Source organism: Tolypothrix sp. FACHB-123 (assembly GCF_014697075.1).
Lineage (GTDB): Bacteria > Cyanobacteriota > Cyanobacteriia > Cyanobacteriales > Nostocaceae > Aulosira.
Window position 1 is genome coordinate 1 of the sequence record NZ_JACJRE010000035.1, and the last position, 14,235, is coordinate 14,235.

Here is a 14,235-nt window from a genome sequence, read left to right on the forward strand (position 1 = left end):
AAGGGGAATGAAGGGGCTGCCGACGGCAGCCCCTTCATTCCCCCCTTAAAATGATTATCATTCTTGTTAATGGAATAGTTTATTTTCTGGAAGTCCCTTACATCAAATTGCTGTCACGGTAATTACAGTTCAAGAACTTTTTAACGGCTGGATTGGTAAAATTAATGAGCCGTCTTCAGTGCATAATCTTCCCGCACTCTACTCAAAGCTGTGGACAACCGTCAAATATCTGCAAACAGTTGAGATCCTAGATTTCACACCAGAAGCTGATAAATGTCTCAAACAATTGCTGAAAGAGAATCCTCCTCTGCGGAAAAATCGATTGCAAAAAGATATGCGAATAGCTGCAATCGCATTATCTCTTAATGCCACAGTTGTTACCCGTAACCAACGAGATTTTGCTTTAGTACCCAGATTAGCGATCATAGATTGGACGCTGTAATCAGGCTTCTCAATTAAACCTAAATAAAAAAATTCCCACCCAAGCATAAACTTGGATGGGTAATAGGGGGTAAGGATGCGATCGCATCCTCAACCACGAAATTACTTAGTTTCAGTGAAGTCAGCATCAATGACATCATCACCACCACCAGAAGGAGGAGTGGGGCCGCCATCACCAGCACCAGGCGCACCAGGCGCACCACCGCCAGCTTGTTGATAGATGTTGCTACCGACTGCGAATAGTGCTTGTTGCAATTCTGGTGTCAGCTTCTTAATTAGCTCATCATCTTCTTTGGCTACAGCGTCGCGGAGGTCTTTCACCAAACCTTCAACTTTGGTTTTGTCAGCCGCAGGAACTTTATCACCTAATTCTTGCAACTGCTTCTCTGCTTGGTAAGCCAAGGAATCAGCTTGGTTCTTGCGTTCAATCTTCTCGCGACGTTCCTTATCAGAAGAAGCGTTTTGTTCAGCTTCTCTCACCATGCGATCAACATCGTTTTTATCTAATGTTGAAGCACCAGTGATACTGATGGATTGTTCCTTACCAGTACCTTTGTCTTTTGCAGTAACGTTGAGAATACCGTTAGCGTCGATGTCAAAGATAACTTCAATTTGAGGAACACCCCGTGGTGCTGAAGGAATACCATCTAAGCGGAAGGTTCCCAGACTCTTGTTATCGTTAGCAAATTCCCGTTCACCTTGGAGAACGTGGATTTCTACATTGCTTTGACCGTCTACTGCTGTGGAGAAGACTTCTGATTTCTTGGTAGGAATTGTGGTGTTACGAGGAATAATCTTGGTCATCACACCACCCAAGGTTTCTACACCCAGAGACAATGGTGTTACGTCTAACAACAAGATACCAGTAACATCACCAGCCAATACCCCTGCTTGAATAGCAGCACCAACAGCTACCACTTCATCAGGGTTCACGGTTTGGTTAGGATCTCTACCTAACAACCGCTTCACTAACTGTTGTACTGCGGGAATCCGGGTAGAACCGCCCACGAGTACCACTTCATCGATATTGTCTTTGGTTAGCTTGGCGTCTCTGAGAGCGTTTTCTACAGGGATGCGGGAACGGTCGATTAGGTCAGAGCAGAGTTCTTCAAACTGAGCACGGGTGAGGGTTGTATCCAGGTGCTTAGGCCCGTCTTGGGTAGCGGTGATAAATGGTAAGTTAATTTCCGCTTGGGTAACGCTGGAAAGCTCAATTTTGGCTTTTTCTGCGGCTTCAGTTAAACGCTGTAAGGCTTGTCTATCTTTGCGTAAATCAATACCTTCTTCTTTGCGGAACTGTTCTGCTAAGAAGTCAACAATTTTCTTATCGAAGTCGTCACCACCTAAATGGGTATCACCAGATGTAGCTAGTACTTCAAATACGCCGTCACCAACTTCTAAGACAGATACGTCGAAGGTACCGCCACCAAGGTCAAATACGAGGATGGTTTCGTTACTCTTCTTGTCAAATCCGTAGGCGAGAGAAGCGGCTGTCGGCTCGTTGATAATCCGCAGAACTTCAATACCAGCAATCTTACCAGCGTCTTTTGTAGCTTGGCGCTGAGAGTCGTTGAAATAAGCCGGAACAGTAATTACAGCTTGTGTAACAGTTTCGCCCAAATATTTACTAGCGTCTTCAACTAGTTTGCGCAGAACCTTAGCAGAAATTTCTTCAGGAGCAAATTGTTTACCAGCTCCAGGAGAGTCTACCTTAACGTTACCGCTACTGCTGAGTACTTTATAGGAAACTTCTGTCGCTTCGTTTGTTACTTCATCGAAGCGACGACCGATAAAGCGCTTCACAGAGTAGAAAGTATTTTCTGGGTTCATCACCGCTTGACGCTTAGCGATTTGCCCTACCAAAGTATCACCATTTTTCGCAAATGCTACAACAGATGGTGTTGTCCGAAAACCCTCTGCGTTAGCAATAACTGTGGGTTTACCACCTTCCATGACTGCTACGCAGGAGTTTGTTGTACCTAAGTCTATTCCAACTACCTTTGCCATTTTAACTGCTGGCTCCGTATAACTACAAATGAATGAGATTTATTAAGGTCTAAATTTTTGAACCAACTGTGTTGATTAATGCAGCCAGTTCAGCATGAATACCTTTGGTGGGGTTTTTTGGGGCATGAGACCCAATACTATGCTGATATATATACTGAGCTTATGTAGTCAGTTCATTAAAGGGGGTTTCCCGAACCTGTTAAGGGACGGTTCAACTTGACGATGCATTGAGTTGGCTCATGGATTAATTCGCTTGCACACTGTACTAATGTATGAGAATTAATACTTTCAGGAATTGGGGCGAACCGTAAAATCAAAGTGGGGTTTGCCGTCTTTATAATGTTTGTCAGTAGTCAGTGGTCAGTGGTCAGTAGTGGATAAGTCAATGGTAAATAGTCATTTGTCATTGATCATTGGTCATTTGTGATTAGTTTTCCTTGTCGATTCTATTCACTCACTGTGGGTGGGGAAAAATTGTATGCGTCGTGCTTCTGGATGTTTATTTGGGCTGGCTCTTGGTGATGCATTGGGTGCTGTGACAGAATTTCTGAGCGTTGCAGAAATCTGTCGTCGCTTTCCGCCTAATGGGCCGCAAGTACCAGAAAGTAATCCAGCACTAGTGACTGACGATACGCAAATGACTTTAGCTGTAGCGCAGGCTTTGATAGAGACTTCCTCAGTCAACTGGAATGCAACTAATTTGGAAGCAGCGCTCACACATAACTTTGTTGAGTGGTTAAATAGTCCAGATAATAATCGTGCGCCTGGTATGACTTGCTTGGGGGCTTGTGAAGCTTTAGCAACTGGGATACCTTGGCAGGCAGCAACTAGGGTAAATTCTAAAGGTTGTGGTGCCAATATGCGGGTTGCGCCTGTGGGTTTGTTGCGATTAGATGGAACAACTCGTGCAGCTATTTCCCAATTTCAAGCTGCATTAACACATGGTCATCCTACAGCTTTGGCGGCTTCTAATTTAACCGCAACTGCGATCGCAGATCTGATCAGTGGTGGCGATCCCCAAGGTTTACCTTCCCGGCTCTACAACTATGCCCAGAGTCAGCGCTTAGTTTATCATCATGATTGGCTAGGTTCGCTTTGGCAACGTTCCTACATCAATACACCAGAGGAATTTATTAGTCGTGGCTGGGATGAATGTCTCGCTGTACTCGATCGCCTCAACAATGCATTAGCTAATCCCAACCGCGAAGCCGATCCTTGTTTAGCGACAGGCGATGGTTGGGTAGCAGAAGAAGCATTTGCTACAGGTTTATTATGCTTTTTACTATTTCCCGAAGAACCATTAACTGCACTACGACGTGCAGCAGTCACAGCAGGTGATTCTGATTCAATTGCTTGTTTAACAGGGGCGTTTGCTGGCGCTTATTTAGGTATGGCTGCTTGGCCGGAAGATTGGGTAACTCGTATTGAATACCGCGATCGACTCACAACAATAGGTAAACTTTGGGATTGAATTTTTTTGCTGCCAATTTAACAGCGTAAAAGCGGTAAAATCGCAAAAGCGCAAATTTTAGCCCAGCCAGAGTGAAAACTGACAGCATCTTTTATCGCCTTTTTCAAGAACTACCAGAAATTTTTTTTGAATTAATTGGTAACTCTCCCGACAATGCAGAGGCTTATCAATTTTCCTCTGTGGAAATTAAGCAGACTGCATTTCGGATTGATGGTGTTTTTCTTCCAATCCAAGGAGAACAGAATCCGATTTACTTTGTGGAAGTTCAATTTCAACCTGACGCAGAAATTTATTCGCGCCTAGTTTCGGAAATTTATTTATACCTACGTCAAAACCAACCGAAAAATTCTTGGCGGGGAGTAGTCATTTATCCAACGCGAAGTCTAGATATATCAGATATCAATAATTACAGTGAATTATTCACCAGTCAGCGTATCAGTCGGATCTATCTGGATGAATTAGGTGAAATAGCATCATTACCAGTTGGTATTGCTACTATTAAATTAGTTCTGGAAGATAAAGATACAGCAATTGTAAGTGCTAGGGAATTAATCAACAGAACCCAACAGGAAATTAACACCGGATCAAAACAGCGACAGTTACTAGAATTGATAGAGACAATCTTAGTTTATAAGTTTCCTACTATGAGTCGAGAGGAGATAGAAGGTATGTTTGGTTTAAGTGAGTTGAAGCAGACAAGAGTTTATCAAGAAGCGCAAGAAGAAGGTAGACAAAGAGGTATTGAGGAAGGTAGACAAAGAGGTATTGCAGAAGCGAATTTAAATGCTATCTCTGGAATGCTAATGTTAGGTTTGACAATTGAACAAATTGCCCAAGCTTTGAATTTGGATATTGAACAAGTGAGAAATGCTGCACAACTAGCAAAAACTCAGAATGATAGATAACTGATCGTCGTTAAAATCTCTGACTAGACTTATACAACAAGGAAAATTATTACCCTCACAGCACTAAGTGTGATGTGACTAAAATTATCGAAAATTTAGCGATCGCTCAATCAGTCTTTTAATTAAGAAATATCAATAATTTGAAATTTTGGATTATTTATATGCTTACTCTTTCTCCTAGCCTACAAGCTAGACTTTCTCAACCTCTGAAAATTGGCTCGTTTACAGTCAACAGCCGAGTTTTACAATCACCTTTATCTGGAGTCACAGATTTGGTATTTCGCCGTTTGGTACGTCGCTACGCGCCAGATTCGATGATGTACACGGAAATGGTAAATGCTACGGGGTTGCACTATGTGAAACAGTTACCGAAAATTATGGAGGTAGACCCCAAGGAACGACCAATTAGCATACAGTTATTTGACTGTCGCCCAGATTTTTTAGCAGAAGCCGCAGTCAAAGCTGTCGCTGAGGGTGCGGATACTGTTGATATTAATATGGGTTGTCCAGTTAATAAAATTACCAAAAATGGCGGTGGTTCTTCGCTGTTACGTCAGCCAGAAGTTGCAGAAGCAATTGTGCGGGAAGTGGTAAAGGCTGTTGATGTCCCTGTAACAGTTAAAACCCGTATTGGCTGGAATGATAAAGAAATTACCATTCTTGATTTTGCCAAGCGAATGGAAGATGCTGGCGCAAAAATGATCACTGTCCACGGACGCACTCGTGCCCAAGGATACAATGGTAATGCACGTTGGGAATGGATTGCCCGTGTAAAGGAAGTACTTTCTATTCCAGTGATTGGAAACGGGGATATATTCTCTGTAGAAGCGGCGGTGAAATGTTTAGAACAAACCGGTGCTGATGGGGTAATGTGTTCTCGCGGAACTTTAGGTTATCCGTTTTTGGTGGGAGAAGTCGATCATTTCTTGAAAACTGGAGAACTGTTAACGCCACCTACTCCGATTCAGCGTTTAGAATGTGCCAGAGATCATTTACAAGCCTTGTGGGAATATAAAGGCGATCGCGGTGTTCGTCAAGCCCGTAAACACATGACTTGGTACGCTAAAGGTTTTGTCGGTGCTGCTGATTTACGGGGACAGTTAAGTTTAGTGGAAAATGTTAATCAAGGTTTAGATTTAATCGATCGCGCCATTGAACAATTGACTAAGGGTTATGAACCGGAAGTAGATACAGAATCTAACTTTGCTATAGCCTAAAGTTCATAGTCAATCATTTTGAATCTGTACTAATTTTGACAAGACTTTCAGGAATAAACACTACAGCATTATCAACTTGGGTAGAGCAAGCTAAATCCCATGTTCATCGCGGACGAGTAGCCGATCGCACTCCGCGATTAAACATGGCTAATCCTTATTGGTTTGCGGTTCACATCTGTTGTGTTACCGGACAAAATTACAGCGTTGGCGATACAGATTATGTATTCCCACTCATGAGTGTAGTTAAAGCGTTTTCGCTACTCTATCTGCTAGAAACTTTCGGCGCAGAGAAGGTTTTGCAATGGGTAGGCGTTGAACCATCACAAGCACCGTTTAATTCCCTAGATCAATTAATTGCCGATCGCGGTTACCCCCGCAATCCGATGATTAACAGTGGCGCTATTACTTTAGCTGCTAAATTACCAGGCGATAATGCTAGCGATCGCACTCAGCGTTTTTGTCAATGGCTAAATCAATTAGCAGGTTGTCAGCTAAAGTTAGATGAATTAATGCTAGCTTCAGTTCGCTTAACACGTTCGCCAGCTAATCAAGCGATCGCTAATTATCTCGCCCAAAGCCAACATATTGAGCTTCCAGAAATATCACTTGACACATACGAACAAATATGCTGCTTGTCGGGAAAGGTAGAAGACTTAGCTTTAATTGGCAAACTCTTAGCAGTGAGAGATGGGATAATATCACCAAAAAACCGTCGAATTGTTAATGCTGTAATGTTAACCTGCGGATTGTATGAAGCATCTGCTGAGTTTGCTGTCAGAATCGGTCTACCGATGAAATCAGGCATAAGTGGTGGACTGTTAGCAATAATACCAGGCGCAGGAGCGATCGCTTGTTACAGCCCTGCCTTAGATACAGTGGGAAATCCAGTAGCAGGGTTAGCATTTGTCGAAACTTTAGCACAGCAGCTAGAGTTGAGTATTTTTGGATGAACACAAATATCAACCAGAGGATGCAGTTGTTTAAAGTTAAGACCAGTAGTTTTTTTAATTATCAAGCCTGCCAAAGCAGGCTTTGTTAAATTAGCAGCACCTTTATAGGTTAACGGCGGAATTTCGGACGTAGCGAGAGATATCCCCCTTAATTAGATACAGGAGGCTCAACAATTTCTGGTGTTGTAGGCGCAACACTCGGTGATGTTTGAGGTGTAGGGCGTGGACGACGCTGAAAATATTTGCTTAATCGCGTTTTTAAAGGCTGTTCTACCTCTGGCTGTGGTGTTTCTGTAACAGTCGGTGTTGGTGTCGCTTCTGGCTGTGGTGTTTCTGTGACAGTCGGCGTTGGTGTTACTACTGGTTGCGGTGTTTCTGTAACAGTCGGTGTTGGTGTCGCTTCTGGCTGTGGTGTTTCTGTAACAGTCGGTGTTGGTGTTACTACTGGTTGCGGTGTTTCTGTAACAGTCGGCGTTGGTGTCGCTTCTGGCTGTGGTGTTTCTGTAACAGTCGGTGTTGGTGTTACTACTGGTTGTGGTGTTTCTGTAACAGTCGGCGTTGGTGTCGCTTCTGGCTGTGGCGATGCTGTCACAGTTGGTGTTGGTATTACCTGTGGTTGCGTTGGCGAAACACTAGGGGATGGAGTAGCTACAGGACGAGGACGACGCTGGAAATATGCCCCAGATTTTGGTTTTTCTGGTGACTGAGTAGCCTCAGGAGTTGGCGTTACCTCTGGTTGTGGTTCTATTGTCGGTTCTGGCTGTTTCGATTCAGTTGGCTGAGTTATCGGGGTTTCTGGAACCTCAACTTCTGGAGTTGGCTGTGGTTCGGGTGTGGCTTTAGGTGTAGGTGTAGGTTCTGGGACTTTAGCAGTATAATTCGGGTCTACAATGCCACGTACCTGATCCGCTGTCAGTTCCCCTTTGACAATTCTCGAAAGTGTATCTTTACCATTGGGCTGGTAGTTAATTATTCCAACTGTGGTATTAAAGACATTTTTGACAGGATTACCCTGATTATCGAGAAATTCCAGTTTTACCCAATTTTTACCAGGTTTAAAGCCATTGAGATAAACAGCTTGCCAACGATCTAAAACGAAGCTTTCACCATTAATCGTGCAGCGAATCCGCCAATCACTGAGATCATCCTTGGAGTTGTCTTGCGCTAAGAGGTGCAGCGGGGCATTAGTGAGGTAAAAATCCAGTAGGATAGGTTCTGCCCCATAGTCGCCTTTAGGACGGCTGTAGGTTAACAGAGGTAGAGATGGATCGGGGTTGTTATCTTCAGTTTTGGTAACAATATGAAATTGTGTCTGGGCATAAGCACCCTCATTTTTAAAACTCTCATGCCAAGGGCGCGAAGCAAAGACACGCAAAGTATGAGTCCCTGGAGCTAAGTCTGAAAACACCAGGGGCTGATTTAAATCATAAACAGGTGTATAAGGTTGATTATCAAGAATTACATGCAGATGAGGCCCTAATTCCAGTTCAGGGTTCTTAAATATGGGTAGATCCTTTACTTGAAAGCGGACTGTAACTTTATTTTCTGGTAGAACTTCCTCAGGTTGGGGTGTAATTATTGCCACCTGTGGCTGATAGCCTTCCAAGGCTGGGCGAAGTTCTTGGATTGTCGTTGGTGGGGAAACTTCCGCAAACTCTTTGGCAATCTGTTGTGACTTGTCTGTATAACCAAAAGACACATCTTGGCTGGCAGCTTTTTCGCCACAGCTAGCCAAACTCAAGACTATTAACAATGTCATCAGCCATCTTACAACTGCGAATCTCCTCGTGAGGAGATTCTCTAAAACTTTTTTGTGCCAAGAGTTCATGCCTTCTACCGAGCGATCGTCTTCAACAACTGCCAAATTATTTTGGCTCAAACTGTCCATAGGGAACTATAGCCCAAAAGGTGAGATCTGCTTTAATCAGCATAATTTTTACCGCCATACTACCGCCCTACTTATGTCAGTTGTCCTTGCTGACAAAGTTTTCAGCGATGAAAACCGTTTTTGTATTACTCGGATTTAGCTGCGGGAGAGATTTACACAAGTTCCTTATCTGCTGTGTCTACTTCCCCGTATTGAGCTTAATCAATAAATTTTTCGCCCAAGATTTTTGGAGACATAGCATGAAGATGTCATTTTTTTGACAGTTTTTTGCTAATCGTAATTTAAATCAGACTGTAACAAGGGTAACAGCCAGAATCCTTGCTGTACGGCAAAAACCTATAATGTTTACGAATTGTGTTCCTTTGTAAATTAAATGAATAATCTATTGACTTTTTGTCCATTGCTTTGAACTTCAAAGGCAGATTGGACAGTTATTTTGGTGATTTTGAATTATTGTTAAATTATCGCCAACAATGTACAAGTTAAGACTTTATAATTCAACAGAAACAAACTTCCACATCGGGTCTTCATCGCCCCCCAGAATTTTCTGGAGGATGCGGTAATGGTTAACTTTGTGGTTTCCTGATTCCTCATTCCTTATCTAGAGAGGAGGTCGAATGACGATTAGTCCTCCGGAGCGAGAGGAAAAAAAGGCAAAAGTGATAGTCGATAACGATCCAGTACCTACCTCATTTGAAAGATGGGCAAAACCTGGTCATTTCGACAGAACTTTAGCCAGAGGTCCCAAAACCACCACATGGATTTGGAACCTGCACGCCCTCGCCCACGATTTTGATACACATACAAGCGATCTAGAAGACATCTCCCGCAAGATATTTGCTGCCCACTTCGGTCACTTAGCCGTAGTGACCATTTGGCTGAGCGGGATGATATTCCACGGCGCTAAGTTTTCCAACTACGAAGCTTGGTTAAGCGACCCTCTAAACGTTAAGCCTAGTGCGCAAGTCGTTTGGCCCATAGTCGGACAAGACATTTTAAACGGTGATGTTGGCGGTGGCTTCCACGGTATTCAAATCACCTCTGGCTTGTTCCAAGTATGGCGTGGCTGGGGTATTACCAACTCCTTCCAGTTGTACTGTACTGCCATCGGCGGCTTGGTATTAGCAGGCTTATTCCTGTTTGCCGGTTGGTTCCATTACCACAAGCGCGCTCCCAAACTGGAATGGTTCCAGAATGTGGAGTCCATGCTGAACCACCACCTACAAGTATTGCTAGGTTGCGGTTCCTTGGGATGGGCTGGACACTTAATCCATGTGTCCGCACCAATCAATAAGCTGTTGGATGCAGGGGTAGCCGTCAAAGACGTTCCCTTGCCCCATGAGTTCATCCTGAACAAAGGCTTGTTGACAGAGCTTTATCCCAGCTTTGCTAGTGGTTTGGCACCTTTCTTCACCTTGAACTGGGGTCAGTATGCTGACTTCTTAACCTTCAAGGGTGGTCTCAACCCAGTAACAGGCGGCTTGTGGCTGACAGATATTTCTCACCACCACTTGGCGATCGCTGTACTGTTTATCATTGCTGGTCACCAATACCGCACCAATTGGGGTATCGGTCACAGCATTAAAGAGATCCTCGAAAACCATAAAGGTCCTTTCACTGGTGAAGGCCACAAAGGTCTTTACGAAAACCTGACCACTTCTTGGCACGCTCAATTAGGTACTAACCTTGCCTTCTTGGGTTCCTTGACCATCATCATCGCGCACCACATGTACGCGATGCCACCCTATCCATATTTGGCAACTGATTACGCTACACAGTTGTGTATCTTTACTCACCATATGTGGATTGGTGGTTTCCTAATCGTTGGGGGCGCTGCTCACGCAGCAATCTTCATGGTTCGGGATTACGATCCAGTTGTAAACCAAAACAACGTACTGGATCGGGTGATTCGTCACCGAGATGCGATTATCTCTCACTTAAACTGGGTTTGTATTTTCCTCGGCTTCCACAGCTTTGGACTTTACATCCACAACGACACAATGCGTGCATTGGGTCGTCCCCAAGACATGTTCTCTGATACAGCAATTCAGTTGCAGCCAGTATTTGCACAATGGGTACAAAATATCCATGCCTTAGCTCCTGGTTCAACTGCACCTAATGCTCTAGAACCAGTTAGCTATGTCTTTGGCGGTGGTATTTTGGCTGTAGGTGGTAAAGTAGCCGCTGCTCCTATTGCTTTAGGTACAGCAGACTTCTTGGTTCACCACATTCATGCCTTTACTATTCACGTAACTGTCCTCATCCTGCTCAAGGGTGTGCTGTTTGCTCGTAGCTCTCGTCTAATTCCAGACAAAGCTAACTTGGGCTTCCGCTTCCCTTGCGACGGTCCTGGTCGTGGTGGTACCTGCCAAGTTTCTGGTTGGGATCACGTCTTCCTAGGACTATTCTGGATGTACAACTCCCTGTCAATTGTAATTTTCCACTTCAGTTGGAAGATGCAGTCTGATGTATGGGGAACAGTAGACGCAGCAGGTAATGTAACTCACATTACTGGTGGTAACTTTGCCCAAAGTGCCATCACAATCAACGGTTGGTTGCGTGACTTCTTGTGGGCGCAAGCTTCACAAGTAATCAACTCCTACGGAAGTGCACTGTCTGCTTACGGACTTATGTTCTTAGGCGCTCACTTTGTATGGGCATTCAGCTTGATGTTCCTGTTCAGTGGTCGTGGCTACTGGCAAGAACTGATTGAGTCCATCGTTTGGGCGCATAATAAACTGAAGGTAGCACCATCCATTCAGCCTCGTGCTTTGAGCATCACTCAAGGTCGGGCAGTAGGTGTAGCTCACTACCTCCTAGGAGGAATTGCTACTACCTGGGCATTCTTCCACGCACACATTCTTTCAGTAGGCTAGCAATCAGCGAATTTAGGGTTTTGGTGAGGTAGCTTGCTCTGGGAGTTATAACCCACGAGCAACTGCCAAACCAGGAAGATTTGAGATTTAGCCCAAAATCCCCAATCTATCACCAAAAGCTAAAATCCGAAATTAAAGCTGAAACCTGATGGCTAAAGGTCAGAGGAATTATCAAACCTATGGCAACAAAATTTCCAAAATTTAGCCAGGATCTCGCACAGGACCCGACTACTCGTCGGATATGGTATGCGATCGCTACAGGCAACGACTTTGAAAGCCATGATGGCATGACAGAAGAAAATCTTTATCAAAAGATTTTCGCTACTCACTTCGGTCACTTGGCAATCATCTTCCTGTGGGCTTCCAGCCTCCTGTTTCACGTAGCCTGGCAAGGTAACTTTGAAGAGTGGATCAAAGATCCAATTCACATCCGCCCCATTGCTCACGCAATTTGGGATCCCCACTTCGGTAAACCAGCGATCGAAGCTTTCACCCAAGCTGGCGCTAGTAATCCTGTAAACATTGCTTACTCTGGTGTTTACCACTGGTGGTACACCATCGGTATGCGCACAAACAGCGAACTGTACACCGGTTCAGTTTTCCTTCTGCTGTTTGCAGCCGTACTACTGTTTGCAGGTTGGTTACACTTGCAACCCAAGTACCGTCCTAGCTTAGCTTGGTTCAAGAATGCTGAATCTCGCTTGAACCACCACTTAGCTGGTTTGTTCGGCGTTAGCTCTTTGGCTTGGGCTGGTCACCTAATTCACGTTGCTATCCCTGAAGCTCGCGGACAGCATGTAGGTTGGGACAACTTCCTCAGCACCGCTCCCCACCCAGCAGGGTTACAACCCTTCTTCACTGGTAACTGGGGTGTTTATGCGCAAAACCCTGACACAGCAGGTCATGTTTTCAGCACATCCCAAGGTGCAGGTACTGCAATCCTGACTTTCTTAGGTGGTTTCCATCCCCAAACAGAATCCCTGTGGCTGACTGACATTGCTCACCACCACTTGGCGATCGCTGTACTCTTCATTGTTGCTGGTCACATGTACCGTACCAACTTTGGTATTGGTCACAGCATCAAAGAAATGATGAATGCCAAAACTTTCTTTGGCAAGCCTGTTGAAGGCCCGTTCAATATGCCTCACCAAGGTATATATGACACCTACAACAACTCTCTGCACTTCCAATTAGGTTGGCACCTAGCTTGTTTGGGTGTAATCACCTCTTTGGTAGCACAGCACATGTACTCCCTGCCTCCTTATGCATTTATTGCTAAGGATTACACCACACAGGCAGCGTTGTACACCCACCACCAATACATCGCCATCTTCTTGATGGTTGGTGCTTTCGCCCACGGCGCTATCTTCTGGGTTCGTGACTACGACCCCGAACAAAACAAAGGTAACGTACTAGACCGTGTTCTCAAGCATAAAGAAGCGATTATCTCCCACCTCAGCTGGGTATCTCTCTTCTTAGGCTTCCACACCCTAGGCTTATACGTTCACAACGACGTAGTAGTTGCTTTCGGTACTCCTGAAAAGCAAATCCTAATTGAGCCAGTATTTGCTCAGTTTATCCAAGCTGCTCATGGTAAAGTTCTCTACGGCTTAGATACTCTACTGTCTAACCCCGATAGCGTAGCCTACACAGCTTACCCCAACTACGGTAACGTTTGGTTACCTGGTTGGTTAGATGCCATCAACTCTGGCACTAACTCCCTCTTCTTAACAATTGGCCCTGGCGATTTCTTGGTACACCATGCGATCGCTCTAGGCTTGCACACCACCACCTTGATTCTCGTTAAGGGTGCTTTGGATGCCCGTGGCTCCAAGCTGATGCCCGATAAAAAGGACTTCGGTTATGCATTCCCTTGCGACGGCCCTGGTCGTGGCGGTACTTGCGACATCTCTGCTTGGGACGCTTTCTATCTAGCTCTGTTCTGGGCATTGAACACAGTAGGTTGGTTAACCTTCTACTGGCACTGGAAACACCTGGGTATTTGGCAAGGTAACGTTGCTCAGTTCAACGAAAACTCCACCTACCTCATGGGCTGGTTCCGTGACTACCTCTGGGCTAACTCCGCTCAGTTGATCAATGGTTACAACCCCTACGGCGTTAATAACCTGTCTGTTTGGGCTTGGATGTTCCTATTCGGTCACCTAGTTTGGGCAACAGGCTTCATGTTCCTCATCTCCTGGAGAGGTTACTGGCAAGAGTTGATTGAAACTCTAGTTTGGGCACACGAGCGCACTCCTCTAGCTAACCTAGTTCGCTGGAAAGACAAGCCCGTTGCACTCTCCATCGTTCAAGCTCGTTTGGTTGGTCTAGCTCACTTCACCGTCGGCTACTTCGTAACCTACGCAGCGTTCCTAATTGCTTCTACTGCTGGTAAGTTCGGTTGATCTGGCTACTAGTTTGTAGGTGATTAAACAAAATCCCCCACTCTGTAAGTGGGGGATTTTGCTTGTATAAAATTG

General features: G+C 44.8%; 9 protein-coding genes. 7 read left to right on the forward strand and 2 right to left on the reverse strand.

The window, feature by feature from the left end:
• Positions 1-178: 178 nt before the first annotated feature.
• Positions 179-442, forward strand: coding sequence for a type II toxin-antitoxin system VapC family toxin (locus tag H6G41_RS21385; RefSeq protein ID WP_199316248.1), 264 nt, complete (start codon positions 179-181; stop codon positions 440-442).
• 101 nt (positions 443-543) lie between these two features.
• Here H6G41_RS21385 and dnaK read toward each other — a convergent pair whose 3' ends face one another.
• The gene (dnaK, locus tag H6G41_RS21390; protein WP_190748393.1) at positions 544-2,448 is read right to left on the reverse strand and encodes a molecular chaperone DnaK; all 1,905 of its coding nucleotides are present in this window, start codon (positions 2,446-2,448) and stop codon (positions 544-546) included.
• A gap of 478 nt (positions 2,449-2,926) precedes the next feature.
• On the opposite strand from dnaK, the gene H6G41_RS21395 reads away from it, so the two are divergent.
• The 4 genes from H6G41_RS21395 to glsA all read left to right on the forward strand — a co-directional run bounded on the left by H6G41_RS21395 (position 2,927) and on the right by glsA (position 6,991).
• Complete coding sequence (locus tag H6G41_RS21395; RefSeq protein WP_190748394.1) at positions 2,927-3,919, forward strand: ADP-ribosylglycohydrolase family protein; 993 nt, start codon at positions 2,927-2,929, stop codon at positions 3,917-3,919.
• 71 nt (positions 3,920-3,990) lie between these two features.
• Positions 3,991-4,824, forward strand: coding sequence for an Rpn family recombination-promoting nuclease/putative transposase (locus tag H6G41_RS21400; protein WP_190748395.1), 834 nt, complete (start codon positions 3,991-3,993; stop codon positions 4,822-4,824).
• 161 nt (positions 4,825-4,985) lie between these two features.
• A complete protein-coding gene (gene dusB, locus H6G41_RS21405; protein WP_190748397.1) occupies positions 4,986-6,041 on the forward strand; it encodes a tRNA dihydrouridine synthase DusB in 1,056 nt (351 codons plus the stop codon).
• A gap of 35 nt (positions 6,042-6,076) precedes the next feature.
• On the forward strand, positions 6,077-6,991 hold the full coding sequence (gene glsA, locus H6G41_RS21410) for a glutaminase A (RefSeq protein WP_190748399.1): 915 nt from the start codon (positions 6,077-6,079) through the stop codon (positions 6,989-6,991).
• A 148-nt stretch (positions 6,992-7,139) separates the two neighbouring features.
• Here the strand turns inward: glsA and H6G41_RS21415 are convergent, their stop codons facing one another.
• Entirely contained in the window at positions 7,140-8,819 is a 1,680-nt protein-coding gene (locus tag H6G41_RS21415) for a hypothetical protein (protein ID WP_190748486.1), read from the reverse strand.
• Positions 8,820-9,496: 677 nt separating this feature from the next.
• On the opposite strand from H6G41_RS21415, the gene psaA reads away from it, so the two are divergent.
• Together psaA and psaB are read left to right on the forward strand one after the other, a co-directional pair.
• On the forward strand, positions 9,497-11,755 hold the full coding sequence (psaA, locus tag H6G41_RS21420; protein ID WP_190748401.1) for a photosystem I core protein PsaA: 2,259 nt from the start codon (positions 9,497-9,499) through the stop codon (positions 11,753-11,755).
• Between the two features lie 179 nt (positions 11,756-11,934).
• Positions 11,935-14,160, forward strand: coding sequence for a photosystem I core protein PsaB (gene psaB / locus H6G41_RS21425; RefSeq protein WP_190748403.1), 2,226 nt, complete (start codon positions 11,935-11,937; stop codon positions 14,158-14,160).
• The last annotated feature ends 75 nt before the right edge of the window (positions 14,161-14,235 follow it).

Excerpts from the sequence above, each read along its gene's own strand:
- dnaK (WP_190748393.1), bottom strand. The coding sequence starts at position 2,448 with ATGGCAAAGGTAGTTGGAATAGACTTAGGTACAACAAACTCCTGCGTA.
- dusB (WP_190748397.1), top strand. The coding sequence starts at position 4,986 with ATGCTTACTCTTTCTCCTAGCCTACAAGCTAGACTTTCTCAACCTCTG.
- psaB (WP_190748403.1), top strand. The coding sequence starts at position 11,935 with ATGGCAACAAAATTTCCAAAATTTAGCCAGGATCTCGCACAGGACCCG.
- psaA (WP_190748401.1), top strand. The coding sequence starts at position 9,497 with ATGACGATTAGTCCTCCGGAGCGAGAGGAAAAAAAGGCAAAAGTGATA.
- H6G41_RS21415 (WP_190748486.1), bottom strand. The coding sequence starts at position 8,819 with ATGAACTCTTGGCACAAAAAAGTTTTAGAGAATCTCCTCACGAGGAGA.
- H6G41_RS21395 (WP_190748394.1), top strand. The coding sequence starts at position 2,927 with ATGCGTCGTGCTTCTGGATGTTTATTTGGGCTGGCTCTTGGTGATGCA.